Origin of the sequence: Bradyrhizobium sp. HKCCYLS20291, from assembly GCF_051167715.1 — a bacterium.
GTDB lineage: Bacteria > Pseudomonadota > Alphaproteobacteria > Rhizobiales > Xanthobacteraceae > Bradyrhizobium.
This window is the reverse complement of record NZ_JBNPTO010000028.1, coordinates 32,890-49,633: the sequence shown is the minus strand read 5'-3', so window position 1 is coordinate 49,633 and position 16,744 is coordinate 32,890. Positions and strand designations below refer to the sequence as shown.

Here is a 16,744-nt window from a genome sequence, read left to right as displayed (position 1 = left end):
TGTGGCAGTGATTACTACACGCAAGAGCCCTAATCCGGAACACCCGCTGCGCGCAGTGCTTCCGCATAGGTTGTGGCCATCGTGCGAACCGGAAACGGAATCCGTGCCAGGAATTGGGACACCGTGAGGTTGGGTTCCACCTGCAGCAGCTGCCGCGCGACCTCGTTGGCGCGCCCGCCGTTGCCGGTCTTGACCAGCGCCACGATCAAGACGCGTAGCGCGACGGCGAAACGCCGGTTCTGCGACAGCGCCGTTTCGGCCCATTGGATGGCCGCGGCGAGATCGTCCTCCGCGACCGCGCAGATCGCGAGCGCACCGGCGGCGAACCAGCCGCGCGCGTCGCGCGGGTTCAACCGCCGTGCCCGTTCGATCATCGTACGGCCGGCAACCGGATATCCGGCCATGACCTCGATCCAGCCGCTCAACGTCAGCGCCATCGCCGAGTTCGGATTGATGGCCAGCGATCGCTTGAACAGTTCGCGCGCCGGCGCGATCTCGTCGGCCATGTTCCAGATCGCGAACGCCGCCATCCACAGCACCTGCGCGTCGTTGGGAGCGCGTTCGCTTGCCTGCCAGGCCAGCGCCACCGCCGCCGCGCGATGCTCGGCGTCCGGGGCGCTCCAGCCCTGGAAATGGCACAGCGCCCGGCAATAGGCGCTCGCGGCCATGGCCGGCGCCCAGCACGGGTCGATCGCCAGCGCCTGGTCGAGACAGTCCGTCGCCGCCCGCAGACTGTCGGGCGTGAAGGCATCGCGCAGGCTGGCGGCGCGCAGCAGCAGGTCATAGGCGTCCGGATGCAGCGGCGGCATGGCGCGGCGTCGTTCGCCCTCGGCAAGCTCGAGCGTGGGCTCGATGGCGGCGACGATGCTTGCGGTGATGCGGTCCTGCAACGCGAACACATCGTCGAGCAGGCCGTCGAAGCGCTCGGCCCAGAGATGCGCGCCTGACGTCGCGTCGATCAGCTGCCCGCTGATGCGCAGCCGCGCGCCCGCGCGACGGACGCTGCCTTCGAGCACGTAGCCGACGCCGAGCTCGCGTCCGACCTCGCGAATGTCGACGGCCTTGCCCTTGTAGGTGAAGGAGGAGTTGCGCGCGATCACCGCCAGGCCGCTGCAGCGGGACAGCGCGGTGATGATGTCCTCGACGATGCCGTCGGCGAAGTAGTCCTGCTCGGGATCACCGCTCATGTTGGTAAACGGCAGCACGGCGATCGCGGGACCATCGAACGCGGCTGCGGCCGTGGTCGCGGCAGGCGTCGTCGCCGCGTCCGCCGTCTCACGGACGTCGCCGACAAAACGGATGCCCTTGCGTGGAATGGTGCGGATCAGGCGTTGCGTCTCGCCGCTGTCGCCGATCGCGCTGCGCGCGGCGCTGATGCGGCTGGCGAGCGTCGCCTCCGAGACGATGCGGCCGCCCCAGACCTCGGCGAGGATCTCGTCGCGGCTGACGACGTGGTCGCGCGTCCGGATCAGGAACGCCAGCAGGTCGAACACCTGCGGCTCCATTGCGATCAGGCTGTCGCCCCTGCGCAGCTCGCGGCGGCCTGGATCCAGCACGAGATCATCAAAGCAATACACCACATGCGCCGCCATGGCTGTCGCAGGACCCAATCCACCTTCGCGTCACGCGTCCTGCAAAATCAAGCCGGCCTCAAGGAAAAATCCACGCCGCCTGCAAGCGCAGCGACGCGCTACGGCGCACGATGGACGGATCGGAACCCAAGGAGACGTCATCATGTCCGCCCTGCATCAGAGCCGCCGCCGCTTTCTCAGCTTGGTCGGAACCGCAATCGCCGCGCTTCAGCTTGGTTCCACCGCCGCAACGGCGCAGGGCTTCACATCCGCGTCGAAGCTGCCCGCGATCAGGCCGGGCGCGGCGACGGTGCTCGGGCCGATCAAGCAGGTCATCGCAGGGGATGTCAGCATCGGCTATGCCGAGCTCGGCTCTGCCGACGCGCCCGTCGTGATCCTGCTGCACGGCTGGCCCTACGACGTCAATAGCTTCGCCGACGTCGCGCCGGTGCTGGCCGCGTTGGGACATCGCGTCATCATCCCGCATCTGCGCGGCTATGGCACGACGCGTCTGCTGTCGCCGACCGCCCCGCGCAGCGGCCAGCCCGTTGCGGTCGCCGCCGACATCGTGGCGCTGATGGATGCGCTCGCGATCAGGACGGCGACGCTGGCCGGCTACGATTGGGGCGCGCGCACCGCGAACATCATCGCGGCGCTGTGGCCCGAGCGCTGCAACGCCATGGTCTCCGTCAGCGGCTACCTGATCGGCAGCCAACAGGCCGGCCGTATGCCGCTGACGCCCGCGGCCGAACTGCAATGGTGGTATCAGTTCTACTTCGCGACCGAGCGCGGCCGTGAGGGTTACGACAAGAACCGGCGCGCGTTCGCGAAGCTGATCTGGCAGACGGCGTCGCCGAAATGGGCGTTCGACGACGAGACGTTCGCGCGCAGCGCCGCCGCTTTCGACAATCCCGATCACGTCGATATCGTCGTGCACAATTATCGCTGGCGTCTCGGCCTCGCGCAGGGCGAGGCCAAGTACGACGCGCTGGAGGCGAAGCTTGCGACCTTCCCCGACATCGCCGTGCCCACCATCACCATGGAGGGCGATGCCAACGGCGCGCCGCATCCCACGCCGCAGGCCTATGCCAAGAAGTTCACCGGCCGCTACGAGCACCGGCTGATCACCGGCGGCATCGGCCACAATCTGCCGCAGGAGGCGCCGCAGGCGTTTGCGCAGGCCGTGATCGACGTGATCGCCGGCGCGTAAGCGCAACGATCAGGCGGGAGGCTGGGGGGACCTGCGCTGCAGCCACGCCTCTCGCCGCACGATCCATTGCTCGGATCTGGTCTCGCCATTGTGGTGCGCGAGATCGATGAAGCCAGTGAACTCCGCACCGGTCTTCTGCTTGACCCGGCGCGACGCCGCGTTGGTCGCGACGTTGCACACTGTGAACTGATCGAGGCCGAGCGGGCCGAACGCGAAATCGTTGACGGCTGCGATCGCCTCGCTCATCAAGCCGCGATTCCAATAGGGTTCGGCGAGCCAGAAGCCGCGATGGCCCTTCACCGACTCGATGCGCGGCCGGAAGTGGATGTTGCCGATCGCTTCGCCGTCGCCGTCGCGCAGCACCAGCACCCATTGATAGATTTCCTCGCCAGCGGCGATCTTGTCGAGCTGCAGCCTGATGAACGTCTCGGCGCCGTCGCCGGGGTAGGGCCAGGGCACCACCGCCGACAGGTTGCGGATGATGTTCCAATTGTCGAACTGGCGCTGGATCGCCGGCGCATCGGTCAATGCGAGCGGGCGCAGGATCAATCGTGCGGTCTGCAGCTGAGGCGTGAGCATCCCCGTGACCCTTTCCAAGTCCTCCACGCGCACCTCCCACCGCAGCCCGTCCGGTGCGCAAACCCCGTAAAATCCCGTGATATCCGGTAATATTCCGGTGGTGCAATTAAGGTTTCCGGAAGCTTTAAGCCACCGGACGCAGCCCAATACTTCCGCAATGCGGCAACGTCTCGTATTCCACACGTGGCTGCAATGGTGCGGCCCAGATTCAACCGCCGCACGGCCCACCGGGTCGGTTCCACCGCGATGGTGGCCGCGCGATCGGAAAGAAGGGTCCTGGGTCGGCTGGGTTCAGGGTGTTGTTGTGATCAAGCGTCAAACGGCTGGCCAACAGTTGCGTCGTCTGCAGGCTGAGCAGGCGTTCGATTCCCGGACATGGCGCGAGCGGCAGCTTGGCCGCGCCGTTCCGTTCTACGGTTACGCGCTGTTTCAGCTCGGCTGCCCGCCGCTGGCCTCCTTCGTCGGCGCCTTCCTGGGCTGTCTGGTGACGCTGCATCTGAGCGCGGCCGGCGTGTCGCCGCTGATCGCCTCGGCCGCCGCCGCGTTGCTGCTGTGCTCGTCTCTGATCCTGACCCGCACGGTCGAGTTGGTGCCGAGCACGTTCTTCTCCTCGGCCTATGGCGGCAGCTTCGTCGGCATGACCCCGGTCGCGCTGTTGAACGCGAGCATCATCCGCTCCGGGCTGCCGCTCGATGCGGCGTTCGTCCTGCTGTCGCTGTTCTGCGGACTGATGTTCTGCCTCGGCTGCGCGCTCGACATGTGGCTGCGAGGCGGACTCGCCCGCGGCTATGGCGGACGGCTTGGCGCACTGGCCGCAGTGGCCTCCTTCCTGTTCGTCGGTCTGGCGCCGGTGTTCGGCGCGGACGGCGAACTGTTTCCGATCGCCAGCCGCGGCGTGATCGATCGGGGGCTCCTGACGGCCGCGATCACCTTCGTCCTGAGCACGGTGGGCATGCTGGCGACGATGGCCGCGCTGCGCTGGGCTCCGGTCGCAGGCTCGCGGCGCGCGGTGCGCATCTTCGTCGCCGCGACGGTCGCGTTTGCCGGCCTCGTGACGCTGCAGCGGCTCGCGCCGAGCGACGAGTTCTATCTCGACGCCTATTATGCGGGATGCTTCGTCGGCATGTCGTCGGAGCGCCGGCTGCGCAGCCTGTTGCAAGCGGTGGCGGCGGCCGTCGTGCTGACCGCTCTGCTGCTCCTGACCTGTCCGATCCTGCCTGCTGTCGGCGGCAGCCTCGGCTACGTCGCCTTCGTCTCGGTGCTGTTCGTCGATGCCGCCGTCCGGCTGTTCCTCGAAGCAGGGGAGGCGCTGCGACAAAGCATGGTCGCGGGAATGCGGGGCCTTGTCGCTGCGCTCGCCATTCTCGTCGCGCTGCTGTCGACCGAACTGCTCCTCGAGCGTGCCCATGACGACAAGCCCACGGGCACGATCCAGGACGCGAACAATCTGCCTCCCGCACCGCCGGTCCCGCGCATTCCGTTGCCGGACACCGGCGCCGATCCGTCGAGCGGGCCGGCGGCAGTTGAAGGCGTGCCGGATCTGCCATTGGAAATTCTGCGTCCCGAAGACGCCGCGCGCGGCGCGGCGCGTCGCCTGGGCGAGATCGGCTCCGGTGCGCCGCTGCCGGCACCGCCCGAGCCGCCCCGCCGCGTCATCCGCTATGGCCAGACCGGGACCGTGCAGCCGGCGCCGGCCAAGCGCAACCAGGTCCGGGTCGTGCCGCAGTCGAGCCCGCGCCAGCGGCTGATTGCCCGCCATGACGCGCCGCCGGCGCAGGAGTGGCGGCCATTTCCGGCGACGGCGGTAGGGCCCTGATGCGCATGGCGGGCTCAATTGATGTTCTGCCGGTCGCGCCGCGTGCGGCCTCATACCGATCATGGGACATCGACCGATCATGACGGAGCTCGATGCAGGCGGAGCGAACGCGCCCCGGGCCGTTGACATGCGGGCGTGGCGCGCGGAGCTGATCAGAGAGTCCCTCGAGATCCGGACGTTGCCGCTCCAGGTCGTGCCGCTGGCGTCCTTCGCCGGGGCCTTTCTCGGCTGTCTCGCGACGCTGTATCTGAGCTGGCTCGGCCTGCCGCCTGCGCTGGCGTCGGCCTCGGCCACGCTGCTGCTCTGTGCAGCGCTGGTCGCGGCGCCGAGTAGCAATCTCGTCCCGACGACGTTCTCGTCGTCCGCCTATGGCGGCAGCTTCTGCGGCATGACGCCGATCGCGATGCTGACCGAGAGCGTTGCGCGCGCCGGATTGCCGGTGACCACGGCGCCGGTGCTTCTGGCGGCATTCTGCGGCCTGATGTTCCTGGCGGTGTGCGCGCTCGAGGTGCGCCTGCGTGCCGTGCTCCTGCGCGGCTATGGCGGACGGTTCGGCGCGCTCGCCGCCGTCGCATCGTTCCTCTTCCTCAGTCTCGTGCCGATGCTCGGGCCTGACCACGCGCCGGTTCGGCTCGCAGGTCTCGACCGCTTCGACAAGGGCATCGTCGATGCCCTGATCATCTTCCAGCTTTGCCTCACCGGCGCGATTGCGACCATGCTGGCGCTCCGGCTGCCGCGCGTCGCCAGTGCCGGCCGGGCTGCGCGGGTCTTCGTCTCCGCGACGGTGGCGTTTGCAGGTCTGCTCGTTCTGCAGTGGGTCCGTCCCGACGATATGTGCTTTGCGGATTCCTTCTATGCCGGTTGCTTCATCGGCATGTCATCGCCGCATCGGTTGCGAAGCCTGGTTCAGCCGGTCCTGGCCGCGGCGGTGCTGACGATCGTCCTGGTCAAGGGCGCGGCTAGTCTCCCCAGCGTCGGCGGCAGCCTGGGCTTCATCGCATTCGTGTCCGTCATCGGCGTCGACCTCGCCAGCCGCGTCACCGACAGCCTGCCGCTGCTCGGCAGAGGCCTCGCCGTCGCGCTCACCATTGCCGGCATGCTGCTACCGAACGACTTGTTCGACGCGAGACCGGCCGAGGAGACGACGGGTTCGGTCGTCGTTCCCGCAGAGACGGCTGCCGCGGCTCCGGTCGAGACTGCGACGGTGGAACCGCCCCCGGCGGCTACCTCCATCCCGGCTCCGGCCATCCCGGTCTTGTCTGCCGAGCCGAAGCCGGACGCGGCCGTGGTCGTGGTCCAGCCGTTGCGCAGCAAGCAGCCGCGCCCGCGGCGCGCATTGGCTCTGCCACAGACGTCGTTCGCTTCAGGGCCGTGGAGCATGATCGGCCCCGGACCAACGGAGGCGCTGGCCGCCGCACCTCCGGCTGTTCGGCGACCGGCCGCGAAGCGCAGCCAGGTCCGGCGCGCGCCGGATGCGCCGCCGGCGCCTGCCACAGCGGCCACGCCGCCGCGCTGACACGCTCAGCCAAACTTTCGCCGCGCGTCGAGCGCGAGTCCCGGGCCGATGCTGCCGAGCCGGTCGGGTCTCGGCGTATCGGCGGCCCCGTGACGGCAGACGGTAAGCCTTTCCGAGGCGATAACCCGCCGTCGCCATACCTTCGCACGCGTTTGGCCATGTTTTGACTTCATCGTGCACCACGCGGTGCTTAGCGGGTCTTGTCCTGCGTCAGGACGAGATGAGGGGGCCCCGCTCGATCCACAGGGGGGTGGTTCGCAGATGCAGCAGGCCTCAGATTGCGCGCCATGGCGAACAGGCCTGCCGGTCCTGTACGTGCCGCGTCCTCAGCCGTGGCGTTTCGGTGTCACGGTCGCGCTTCTCGCGTCCTTTGCGGGCGCCTGTCTCGGCTGCCTCGCGACGCTGCATCTGAGCGCGTTGGGCCTGCCGCCCGCGCTCGCCTCTGCGGCGGTGACGGTCGTGCTGTGCGCGGGTCTGGTCCTTGCGTCTCCCGATAATCTCGCAGCGACCACATTCGCCGCCTCGGTCTATGGCGGCAGCTTCAGCGGCATGACGCCGATCGGACAGCTGAGCGACAGCGTCGCTCGCACGGGACTGCCTCAGGAGGCGTCACTTTATCTGCTGTCGATCTTCTGCGGCCTGCTGTTCTGCGGCTTCACTGCGATCGAAATCCGGCGGCGCATCGTGCTGTTCGAGGGCTATGGCGGACGATTGGGTGCGCTGGCTGCGCTCGGCTCGCTGCTGTTCGTCACGCTCGGGCCATGGCTCGCCGGGCAAGGCGAAACGCTCCGTCTGGCGCATCTCAATCAGTTCGACCAGGAGCTCGACGGCTCGCTGGCGATCCTTGCGGCCTGTCTGCTCGCGACGTTCCTGACGCTCTCCATCCAACGGCTTCCGCAGGTTGCAGACGCGGGGCGGGTCGCCCGCACCTTCCTTTCGGCTACCCTGGCGTTTGCCGGAATGGCGATCATCCAGACGCTTTGGCCCGACCAGCGCTGTCTCGTCGACGCCTATTATGCAGGATGTTTTCTCGGCATGTCTTCGCCGCAGCGGCTGTCCGGACGGCTGCAGCCGACCGTGGCGGCGCTGACCCTCACCGTCGTTCTGGTCCAGGCTTCGACGGTTCTGCCGATGGTCGGCGGCAGTCTTGGTCTTGCGGCGTTCATTGCGGTGGCCGCTGTCGACCTGGCCAGGCGGGCGGGGGACGCGCTGCCCGCTCCGGCTCACGCCATGACGGTCGGGCTCGGCCGGAGCGTGGCCGTCGTCTTGACGGTGGCGGGGTGTCTGCTGCCGAGCCAGATGTTTCACAGGCTGGTCGACGACACGACCGGCGCCCTGCGCGAAGCTGCTCCGACGATCGCTCCCGCGGTTGCGGCCTTGCCTGAAGCGCATATCGTTGACGCAGCTCCGCCGGACGCCGCGCCGCCGGTGGCGGTCGTTCCTGCCGCCGAACCCGAGCCGGTGCCCGCCGTCGCTACGCAGGCCGAGCCCGCCGTGACGGACGCCATTTTCCTGGCCGCGCCTCCTGACGCCGCCACCGCGCCGGCGCCGCGTGCCGAGCCGCCGCGGACGCAGCGCGCGCGGCGAACCGGCGCTCCGCCGTCTCCGACCAATGCGGGGCCATGGGGCATCATCCGGGCCGCAGAGACGGGGCGGACCGGGCCGGCTGTTGCCCGACCCGCTCGCGCGAAGCCCGCCATGGTCGTCGACGCGGCGTCGGCCGCGCCGCATCCGGTGACGCGATCCCAGCCGCAGGGCGCGCCGAAGCGGCCCGCGCGGTCGGCCGCGACAGCCTCGCCGGAGTGAGTGGCTGCTTCAGCCGAACTTGCGGCGCGCGTCGAGCGCAAGTCCGAGGCCGACGCTGCCGAGCAGGTCGGTCTCGGCAACGCGCGCGTCCGGGAACAGCGCCAGCACCGCCTGGCGCAGCGCCGGCACCATGCTCGAGCCGCCGGTGAGGAAGATCGTGTTGATGGCAGCGGCCTCGACTCCGGCATCGTCGAGCAGGGTCGTCACCGTCCGTACCACGCGCTCGACGGAATCGGCGATGGCGCGGTCGAAATCCTTGCGCGTGAACTTGATGCGCGCCCAGTCGTCCTTCTCGGACAGCACCGAGGTCAGCGATTTCGCCGCCGTCAGCGCGATCTTCGCCTGCTCGACGCCGATCGCCAGCGTATGGCCGCGATGCTCCTCCACCACCTTGATGAAGCGCTCGACGAGGTCGCGCCGCTCGGCCTCGTAGCGGATCTGGCGCAGCTCGTGGATGACGCCCTTCTTGTAGAGCTGGTTGATGCGATGCCAGGTGGCGAGCTCGTGATAGTAGGCCGTCGGCAGATTGCGCTTGCCGTCCACCGTCAGGCTGCCATAGCCGAGATGCGGCATCACGCTTTTCAGGCTGAGCAGCCGGTCGAAATCGGTGCCGCCGATATGGATGCCGCCATTGGCGAGAATGTCGTCCTCGCGGTGCGCCTTGCCGCGCCGTTCGGGTGAGACGCGCACGATCGAGAAGTCCGAGGTGCCGCCGCCGATGTCGACGATCAGCACCAGCTCCTCGCCATTCACCTGCTGCTCGTAGTCGAGCGCGGCAGCGATCGGCTCGTATTGGAACGCGATGTGCTTGAAGCCCTGCTCGCGCGCGATCTGCTCGAGCGCGGCCTGCGCCTCGGCATCGGCGGCATCGTCCTTGTCGACGAAGCGCACGGGACGGCCGAGCACGACCTGATCGACGGCGTGACCGAGTTGCGTCTCGATCTGCGCCTTCAGATGCGCGAAGAAAAAGCCGAGGATGCCGGAGAACGGCACCGCCTTCTGCCTGATGTAGGTCTTCTCGTGGATCAGCGCGGTGCCGAGAATGCTCTTCAGCGCGCGCATGAAGCGGCCGTCATGGCCGGTCAGATAGCGCTCGATCGCGGCGCGCCCGAACTGCACGCCGTGATCCTCGAAATCGAAGAACATCGCGCTCGGCAGGGTGCGCTGCTCGCCCTCCAGCGGGATGAGCTGCGCGGAGGCGTGATCGCTGAGGCCGACCGTGGTGTTCGAAGTGCCGAAGTCGATGCCGCAATAGGCCGCTGCCGCCATGCTCGTCTCGTTTTCGTCCGGGGGGCGGTCCGCTTAGCCGTTTCGCACCGCAATGTCATGTGCGAATGTGAGGCATGATGGGCATGACAAATCTGCACATGGCGCTGCTGGCGCTTCACATTGTCATCATTCTCGCCGTCGCAGGCATAGGCCGCCCTGCCGCCGCCGTCGGTGCATCCCCTGAAGGCCCTGGCGCGTGGTTCGATTGCGGTGAGCCAGGAGTAACCGGCAGCCGTTGCGCAAGCCGCGATGGCAACGGCCAGATGCTTCTGCAGCGCTCCTACCGCGCGCGTCTGCGTTACGACCGGCATGGTCTGGCTGTTGTCCGTCTGGAGGATCCGTCGGGCAGTGGACGAGGTGGATGGTTCTACGCGCGCCGTGACGGATCGATGGCGGAAGTCATGACTTTCGACAACGGGCCGGATGCGTTCGTGAATGGCCGTGCGCGCGCACCCGTCGGTGCGAAAATCGGATATGTCGACCGCGCATTGAAGCGCGTGATCCCCGCGAAATATGACGGCGCCTATCCGTTCGAAAACGGCATCGCCGTGGTTTGCATCGGGTGCTCGCTCGCATCCAAAGGTGAGCATAGCTGGTTCGAAGGCGGAACCTGGGGATGCATCGATCCTGACGGAAAGACGGTTGCTCCGTTCAAGGTCCGCGAGCGGCCGGCGTTTGCCGATATCTGTCGGCCTTGATGGCTCCTGTGGTTTCGGCGCGGCACGGAAAGTAGCACCGTCCTCGCTTGCGAGAGCAGGGCCGTTGCATCCGCAGCAGCTATTGCGACGAACGATCCTGCCAATTAGTTGCTCCGTCATGCCCGGGCTTGACCCGGGCATCCACGTCGATCCCAGGGTGCCGAACGGCGTGGATGGCCGGGACAAGCCCGGCCATGACGGCGTGGAGACAGGCGGGTGCAAAGTCCGATCGTCGATGTGGCGGCCAGGGAGGTTCACTCCCCAGCCTTTCGTCGATCACCCAGCCGGCTTGAACGCTGGACCCTCGAAACGCAATCCAGCCGATCCACGTTCGACTCGATCATGCGCGGCCTGGATCAGGCGTGCCTCTCCGGCCTCGGCGACGCGTGCGCGACCGTCGAGCAGGGCGGCGAGGCGCGCGAGCGCCAGGGCCTTGTTGCGATGCTGCGAGCGGCCGTCGCGGGCGATCGCCGCAAGCCCGCTCGGCAGATGCACGGCGCGCACCGCGCTCTCGGTCTTGTTCTGGTGCTGGCCGCCGGGGCCGCCGGCGCGGAAGCTCTCGAACCGGACGTCGGCAGCGGCCAGGGCCGGCAGTTCTTGCGGCAGCGGCAGATCGACGACGCCGACGAACCAGTTCTTGCGGCCGTGATGCGGCCGCAGCGGGCTGCGGCACACCCAGAGCAGCGAGCCCCGGGTCCAGCGCTGCACGATCGCGTCGGCGCCCGGTCCGTCCAGCACGATGATCGCGCTGGCCGGTCCGTGACGATCCGTCTCGCCTTGCGCGATCGCGCCATCGCAATCGGCCGCCTCGGCTTCGTCGGCGAGCCGTTGCAGCGCATGCGCGACGGCGATCCGGCATTCCGCCGGCCCGCGTCCCGAGGTGAGGAGCAGCCGTCTCATCGGCGGTCCTCCTTCTGCCGCCGCTCCGTGGCGATCTTCTTCACCGTGACCAGCGGGCGGAAGCTGGCGACGACGCGCGCAAGTCCAAAGGACTCCAGATCGGCAATCACGCCTGATATCGGCTTGTAGCCCTCCGGCGCCTCCTCGGCGAGCAGTGCGCGGTCCTCGCAGATCACGCGGCCACCGAACGGATTGCGCGCCAGCCGCTCGCGATCGGACTTGGTCGCGCCGACGCGGCCGATCATCGACGACCGGTCGAACTTGCGTCCGGCGCCATGCGCGATCGACCACAGCGCCTCCTTCGGCGCCGACGCGAGCGGCGCGACCAGATAGGACAGCGCGCCGCGCGAGCCCGGCACGACGACGAGCCCCTGGTCGGACGGCGCCGCGCCCTTCCGGTGCAGCACGCCCTCGCTGCGATGGACGACGCAATTGTGCGAGCATTCGCAGAACGGCTCGGCCTCGCAGCGCAACGCCGACGCCGCACGTCGCGCGATCAATTTGCGGTTCAGCTTTGCCCAGCGCAGCGCATGGTCATGCGCCGCCAGATAGGCGTGGCCGTCCTCGCTGTCCGGCGCAAGCGGCTTCAATCCGTCCGCAACATGCCGTTCGAGCAAAGCATGGCCGAGGCCGCGCGAGCCCGAATGCACAAGCAGGAATGCGCGGTCGCGATCGATGCCGCAAGCTTCATCGAATACTTCCGCAACGGCCTGCAGCTCGCAGAAATGATTGCCGCCGCCGATCGTGCCGAGCGACGCGTCGAAGTCCGACGGCGTCAGCTCATGGGCCGCAAGCTCGCTCGCGATGTCGCCGTCATAGGGCGTGGCGATGTCGCGCAGCCGGTCCGCGGCCTTGTCGATGCGGATGCGGCGCGCGGCGAGATCGAGCTGATACAGCGCCATGCCGCAGCCGGCATCGGAGCCGACGAAGGCCGGATGGATGTGGTTGGCGAGAATGGCGCAGCCGACGGGTCCGAACTTGCCGGGATGCAGATCCGGCAGCCCGGCGACAGCGCGCACGCCAGGGATGTCAGCTACTGTTTCGAGCTGGCGCACGGCGGCGCCCTCGATCCAGGAGCTGGACGAGTAATAGCCGTGGACCGGCGCACGGCCGTCCACGCGATGGGAATTGCCCATGTGGGTACCTTGGAGAAAGACAGGGAGAGAAAGACAGGGAGATCTGGTCTGGGACTAACAGCGCGCGCGAGCGCACGCAGGCCGACCCACACCCCGCCTCACGCGAGGATCAGGCCCGGCGGCTCCTGGCGGAGCAACGGATGATCGCAGTCATCGTCTTTCTCCTGTGCGGCGGAGCGAAATGCTCGACGCCGGCGGTTACTAATCACATGGGCAGTGGTTTGGCAATGTGCGGGAATGATCAGTTGTGCGCTGTGGCCGATGCGACACGGTGTCCATGTCAGCGAACCTGCTGATTGCGTCGTCCATCCACACGCATGAGTGCGTGGAAGCGCGTCTGCCGCATCGAGCGACCTTCATCGGAGCGATGCTGACACTTAGTCGTGCTTGCTGGACCCGAGGCTTTCACCTGATCGAGACGAGGCGACCTGGCGAGCCGCTGGGAAGAAGCAGCGATGGTGGAGTTACTCCCCCACCGCCCAACTTCTCGGAAACGTGCAGCCGTAGCCCCAAGGGACGTGCGCCGTGCGAGGACAGGCCGGCGCTCATGCGAGAGCGATCTCCGCCGCGTCAGCGACCTCTCCAGCTTCTTCCATTTCCTCCGTCTCAAATGCAGGAGCTTCCGCTCGCCTGTCACGTCTGCTTTGCGAATTCGAGGCCCGCGGGGAAAAGCGGCTATCGGTTCCCGCCAAAGCGGTATCTGTCGGGCGTGCGTCACTGAGAGGCCTTGGCGACATGCCAAGGGCACGCGATATTGGTCGGGTCAACTGATTGTCCACGGACAAACGAGCCGCGGGCAGACGCGCGGTTTGAGGTAGGGCGGTCAAGGAGGGGCCGAAGGCTGGCGAGCGTTCAGCCCGAAAGAACCTTCTAGCTACCTCGCTGCGCCGCGAAGTTCCGGATCTGTTACGTCGAATCGACTGCCCGGTATCCGAAAACTGGGCGCCGAGTTGATGATATCCGCAAACGACGGCTTCCGTGAATCCGGCCTTGATCAGTTCATCTAAAAAGATCTGAGCCGTGGCTGGAGGTTTCGCGGACCCGTCCGATGTGGACATGCCGGATTCTTCAAAATCAGAACATTCTTCACCGTCCGCCGAATAACATGCCAGCAGCCGAAAGTCGGAAAAGTCGTCACTCAAGTCGAGTTCTCTCAGCTTTTTAGCAACTTCGCCAACAGAGAAGTCAACAGAGAATGATTTACTCAGTTTGGTTGACAATTCGGGGTCTCCGGCGCTGCCGTGGCCGAGGATATAGAGCTTGTCGAGCCCGCCTTTTAGGCGAAGAAGCCGTCCGGGGCCGAAAATCTTTGTCTCCTCAATCGACTCCAAAAAGGCAAGGAGTCTTGCCCTCTGTATTTCCAGTTTGTGGAAGCGCTGGAGAAACGATTCCTTCATCTGACGTTCGTACGTCTCATGCTCTATCTTCGTCACTTCGTCCGATAGCGGATTGTGTCGTGCCGGAAGACGCACGAGTTCTTCAATAAATTGCCGCTCAAGTTCACGGATTTTCTCTTCGGTCTCTCTGAACTCCTTTTGATACGCCCTGCGCATAGCTCCCACGGTTTCCTGCGCAGCCCGCAGTTGTTCTGACCTCCCGACGATTAAGTCATAGAGAGGCTTTTTCGTTTTTGAGCGCAGATTGGTCAGTGCTCGCTGTGCATTGTGATAGATGGCCATATCGACGATATCGCCCTCACCGTAGTGCGCATACATAGATCCTATCTTTTGCGGTTTCGGAGATTCGCCCGCATAGTCGACCGCTTGCAGATGTTCGGCGTCGTTCGGTAGTCGTAGTTCAGTCGATTCATCATCTCTCGGCATTGTGGATCTCCACGTGCGACCGGATCTCGACGTCGATGTAACCTTAAGCAACCCGACTCTGGCCGCTCAGATCGACAGCGCGATCGCTCTCAGCGCGTATTGCGCTGCCGTGCTGCCGTCCGCGGGTGAGATCTGGATGACAACCGTGTTGCAGCCGAGAATCAGGCAATCGCGATATTCGACGGAGCCGTAGCTCTTGTTGCGTAGCGTGATCTCGAGCACGTTGTCGTTGCCGCCTTCCGCTTCCTTCGCGGTGACGTAGTGCGTCTCGGTGAACGCGCCGTTGTAGCTGATGGTCAGCTTGCACGGCCCGTCGGACTTGACCCAATGCTTCAGATGGAGGGACAGCGGCGCGTCGGGATCAACGATCTTGAAGTTCAGCGTCAGCGAGGCGCCCGCGGCCGACGTGACGCTGGCCAGCATCGGAGCCGCCTGCGTCGTCGGCACGGTGAAGCCGGTCCCGACCACCTGCAGATTGTTCGATCCGGAAATGAACTTGTCGGAATTCGCGAGCGCAATGGCGGTTCCCGGCAGGAAGCCCAGGACCGCGCCATTGTCGAGGCCGTGGTCGAGGATGGGATCGAGCCCGAGCAGCGTGAGGTCGATGAGAGGCGAGCTGACCTGCAAGGACGCAGGTGCAGAGCTCATTGCGTGTATTCGGTTCGTGTCGCTCAGGTAGTGGCTGCCTTGCACGTAGTCGAAGCCATGTGAAAACTGGACCTGCTGGCTCGCTGGGGCGCTGGCCAGCGGAATGATCCAGGCGGCCTTCATGACGAGATCGAGTCCGAACAGCGAGAGTTCCGACGGGGGAAACACGGTCGTGTTCGTGTTGAACATCCGATCCGCGACCGCCGCAGGGAGATGGATCTGGGTCATGCCGGCGCTCGGATCCGATGCGTTTCCCGAGGAGGTGTGGTACTGGACTGCGCTCCACGGATATTCCTGCGCCCAGAGCCATGCGACGGACAGATCGGACGGATCGACCGCGGCATAGGCGCCCCAATCCTTGATGCTCATCGCGTCGCTCTCTGAAAAGGCCGAGTTGGAGGCGCTCTGAGAGCCGCTGGTTGTCGCGCCGTAGGAGCCCGTCGTGCTGGCGTGATTGTAGCCACCGCTGATCGACCCGGTTGCACTCTTACCGAAGAATCCGAGCGAGGCGTCAAATCCGTAACTGTTCGTGGTGGCCGTCGAGGATCCGCTGGTGTGCTCGGACGATGTCGAGGAGGAATTGTTCTGCTCGCTGGATTTCGATGTCTGGATCGCCGCATTGATGGTTCGCGGAGAATAGTTCAGCAGGCGCACGCCGGCCGGAAGTGGCGCCGCCGGTTGGCTGAACGCGGCGGTCCCGCGCAGCATCAGGGGGTAGTTCTGGAAGCCCACGATCGACGTCGTGCCTGGCGTCGGCAGCGGGGTCATGACTTGCTGCAGGATGTCGCTGCTTTCGTTGCTCACCACGACCCGCGCCGTGCACTCCACGCGATAGGCGCGTCCCGACCCGAGGTTCCGCGCATCCGCCACTTCGTGGACGACATAGCGCAGATAGCAGTGGGCATTCGAGGTACTCGAAGACCCGAAGGGAAGTTCCTGTTGGGACGAGACCGTTCGAAGATCGTTGACGTTGATCATGGCTGCAAATCCTTTTCATGGATGGAACGGTGACGACTCGCCCTGAGGTCGGCGACACAGGCGCGAAGCGTCACCTTCATGACGACGGTGAAATGCGCGGACGAACGAGCGGAGCGAGGAATACGCGTGCAGCGCCCAAAACGAGCGCCGGTTGCGGGTTCCTACGACCCGAGCGAGCCCATCGCGACGAATGAAAACGTGCGCGCGGTCCACGCGCCCGTGCTGTTGCCGGTCACCACGGTCGCGTTGCTCGCCGTCACCTGCGGGCAGGCCACGCCGTCGCTCGGGCTTTCGTTGATCGGAGTGCCGGGCGCACTATCGAACTGACACTGGGTTGCCACGATCGCCGGCGGGTTCACGAAGGGCGGATTGAAAGTGATCGTGTAGACGCCGGTCTGCGTGCTTGCGACGGTGAAGTTCGCCGACGAGCCCTGCTGGATCGTGCCGTTCGGATTGATGACTCCCCAAACCGTGTAACCAGGTGCGCTTGCCATGTGATGTCTCCTCGGGCTGAGTTGTGAGTGTGCTGAGATGTTCACGATCCAGATCTGGATCGTCGGAACAGGCTACTAGGCTCCTCGGACGGCGTTTGCGCGTCCGTCTCAGATTGCTGTTCAATCCGTGCCAAATGGGATCGGCGCATGGGCGGATGGATTGCGATGGGGCCGGATAGGCCTGCACAGCACGCGACGATCACGGCCGCGGGATGCAACTGACAAGCCGCAGGTGACGCCGCGGGCTATTTGAGGCCGGGCGACGGGGCTGTCGGACTTCAGATGTGGAAGGGGCGCGTT

The 16,744-nt window shown here is 66.2% G+C and carries 13 protein-coding genes; 5 read left to right on the top strand and 8 right to left on the bottom strand.

Going from position 1 to position 16,744, the window contains the following annotated elements:
- Positions 1-29: 29 nt before the first annotated feature.
- Positions 30-1,592: a winged helix-turn-helix domain-containing protein gene (locus tag ACQR07_RS35585; RefSeq protein ID WP_434906704.1), complete on the bottom strand. Its 1,563-nt coding sequence runs from the start codon at positions 1,590-1,592 to the stop codon at positions 30-32.
- Between the two features lie 139 nt (positions 1,593-1,731).
- On the opposite strand from ACQR07_RS35585, the gene ACQR07_RS35580 reads away from it, so the two are divergent.
- A complete protein-coding gene (locus tag ACQR07_RS35580) occupies positions 1,732-2,781 on the top strand; it encodes an alpha/beta fold hydrolase (RefSeq protein WP_434906729.1) in 1,050 nt (349 codons plus the stop codon).
- 9 nt (positions 2,782-2,790) lie between these two features.
- Here the strand turns inward: ACQR07_RS35580 and ACQR07_RS35575 are convergent, their stop codons facing one another.
- Complete coding sequence (locus tag ACQR07_RS35575; protein ID WP_434906703.1) at positions 2,791-3,360, bottom strand: GNAT family N-acetyltransferase; 570 nt, start codon at positions 3,358-3,360, stop codon at positions 2,791-2,793.
- Positions 3,361-3,664: 304 nt separating this feature from the next.
- On the opposite strand from ACQR07_RS35575, the gene ACQR07_RS35570 reads away from it, so the two are divergent.
- The 3 genes from ACQR07_RS35570 (at position 3,665) to ACQR07_RS35560 (ending at position 8,498) form a co-directional block, all read left to right on the top strand.
- Complete coding sequence (locus ACQR07_RS35570; RefSeq protein ID WP_434906702.1) at positions 3,665-5,176, top strand: hypothetical protein; 1,512 nt, start codon at positions 3,665-3,667, stop codon at positions 5,174-5,176.
- A gap of 178 nt (positions 5,177-5,354) precedes the next feature.
- Positions 5,355-6,692 (top strand): hypothetical protein, encoded by a 1,338-nt coding sequence (locus tag ACQR07_RS35565; RefSeq protein ID WP_434906701.1) that lies wholly within the window; start codon positions 5,355-5,357, stop codon positions 6,690-6,692.
- 261 nt (positions 6,693-6,953) lie between these two features.
- Complete coding sequence (locus ACQR07_RS35560; RefSeq protein ID WP_434906700.1) at positions 6,954-8,498, top strand: hypothetical protein; 1,545 nt, start codon at positions 6,954-6,956, stop codon at positions 8,496-8,498.
- 9 nt (positions 8,499-8,507) lie between these two features.
- Here the strand turns inward: ACQR07_RS35560 and ACQR07_RS35555 are convergent, their stop codons facing one another.
- A complete protein-coding gene (locus tag ACQR07_RS35555; protein WP_434906699.1) occupies positions 8,508-9,767 on the bottom strand; it encodes an Hsp70 family protein in 1,260 nt (419 codons plus the stop codon).
- A gap of 83 nt (positions 9,768-9,850) precedes the next feature.
- Between ACQR07_RS35555 and ACQR07_RS35550 the strand changes: the two genes are divergently transcribed.
- Entirely contained in the window at positions 9,851-10,465 is a 615-nt protein-coding gene (locus tag ACQR07_RS35550; protein ID WP_434906698.1) for a WG repeat-containing protein, read from the top strand.
- 276 nt (positions 10,466-10,741) lie between these two features.
- Here ACQR07_RS35550 and prfH read toward each other — a convergent pair whose 3' ends face one another.
- The 5 genes from prfH to ACQR07_RS35525 form a co-directional block, all read right to left on the bottom strand.
- Positions 10,742-11,365 (bottom strand): peptide chain release factor H, encoded by a 624-nt coding sequence (gene prfH / locus ACQR07_RS35545; RefSeq protein ID WP_434906697.1) that lies wholly within the window; start codon positions 11,363-11,365, stop codon positions 10,742-10,744.
- Positions 11,362-12,501, bottom strand: coding sequence for an RNA ligase RtcB family protein (locus tag ACQR07_RS35540; RefSeq protein ID WP_434906696.1), 1,140 nt, complete (start codon positions 12,499-12,501; stop codon positions 11,362-11,364). Before ACQR07_RS35540 ends, prfH begins: the two co-directional genes overlap by 4 nt.
- Positions 12,502-13,046: 545 nt before the next feature.
- Positions 13,047-14,324, bottom strand: coding sequence for a hypothetical protein (locus tag ACQR07_RS35535; protein WP_434906695.1), 1,278 nt, complete (start codon positions 14,322-14,324; stop codon positions 13,047-13,049).
- Between the two features lie 66 nt (positions 14,325-14,390).
- Positions 14,391-15,950: a hypothetical protein gene (locus ACQR07_RS35530; RefSeq protein WP_434906694.1), complete on the bottom strand. Its 1,560-nt coding sequence runs from the start codon at positions 15,948-15,950 to the stop codon at positions 14,391-14,393.
- Positions 15,951-16,111: 161 nt separating this feature from the next.
- Positions 16,112-16,444, bottom strand: a complete 333-nt coding sequence (locus ACQR07_RS35525) for a hypothetical protein (RefSeq protein WP_434906693.1) — start codon at positions 16,442-16,444, stop codon at positions 16,112-16,114.
- Positions 16,445-16,744: the final 300 nt, after the last annotated feature.

Bases quoted from the DNA above. Each gene is read 5' to 3' on its own strand.
- ACQR07_RS35585 (WP_434906704.1), bottom strand. From the start codon at position 1,592: ATGGCGGCGCATGTGGTGTATTGCTTTGATGATCTCGTGCTGGATCCA.
- ACQR07_RS35575 (WP_434906703.1), bottom strand. From the start codon at position 3,360: ATGCTCACGCCTCAGCTGCAGACCGCACGATTGATCCTGCGCCCGCTC.
- ACQR07_RS35560 (WP_434906700.1), top strand. From the start codon at position 6,954: ATGCAGCAGGCCTCAGATTGCGCGCCATGGCGAACAGGCCTGCCGGTC.
- ACQR07_RS35555 (WP_434906699.1), bottom strand. From the start codon at position 9,767: ATGGCGGCAGCGGCCTATTGCGGCATCGACTTCGGCACTTCGAACACC.
- ACQR07_RS35550 (WP_434906698.1), top strand. From the start codon at position 9,851: ATGACAAATCTGCACATGGCGCTGCTGGCGCTTCACATTGTCATCATT.
- prfH (WP_434906697.1), bottom strand. From the start codon at position 11,365: ATGAGACGGCTGCTCCTCACCTCGGGACGCGGGCCGGCGGAATGCCGG.
- ACQR07_RS35540 (WP_434906696.1), bottom strand. From the start codon at position 12,501: ATGGGCAATTCCCATCGCGTGGACGGCCGTGCGCCGGTCCACGGCTAT.
- ACQR07_RS35535 (WP_434906695.1), bottom strand. From the start codon at position 14,324: ATGCCGAGAGATGATGAATCGACTGAACTACGACTACCGAACGACGCC.
- ACQR07_RS35530 (WP_434906694.1), bottom strand. From the start codon at position 15,950: ATGATCAACGTCAACGATCTTCGAACGGTCTCGTCCCAACAGGAACTT.
- ACQR07_RS35525 (WP_434906693.1), bottom strand. From the start codon at position 16,444: ATGGCAAGCGCACCTGGTTACACGGTTTGGGGAGTCATCAATCCGAAC.